The 256-nt window shown below is 52.0% G+C and carries 1 protein-coding gene; it reads right to left on the bottom strand.

Annotated features, from left to right (window positions below; translation table 11 throughout):
- Positions 1 to 205: hypothetical protein (locus AC1RP1_RS08405; RefSeq protein WP_481762791.1), on the bottom strand; the 205-nt coding region annotated here is incomplete at its 3' end.
- Between the last annotated feature and the right edge of the window lie 51 nt (positions 206 to 256).

Here is a 256-nt window from a genome sequence, read left to right as displayed (position 1 = left end):
CATCTCGCCACGCGGCCTGTATTTGCGAAATCGGCGCATGTTCCATCAACGTGATCGCCATTTGACAAAAGTTCCGGAGTCGAGCCATGTCGTCTTCGGATACGGAACCCTGTTCGATGTCGCGCACCACACGCATCACCTGATAGCGATACGTCTTGATGTACTTCTTGTGGTCGATGGTCTCACCGTTAAGACCACGACTCATTTTCTTGTTGCTTCGATTCATCAGAAAATATCCGGGCCCACGTCGGAGCGA

The organism is Dellaglioa sp. CoH-56-MRSF-13, assembly GCF_056782095.1.
The sequence above is the reverse complement of the archived record's forward strand: the minus strand, read 5'-3'. Positions and strand labels throughout refer to the sequence as shown.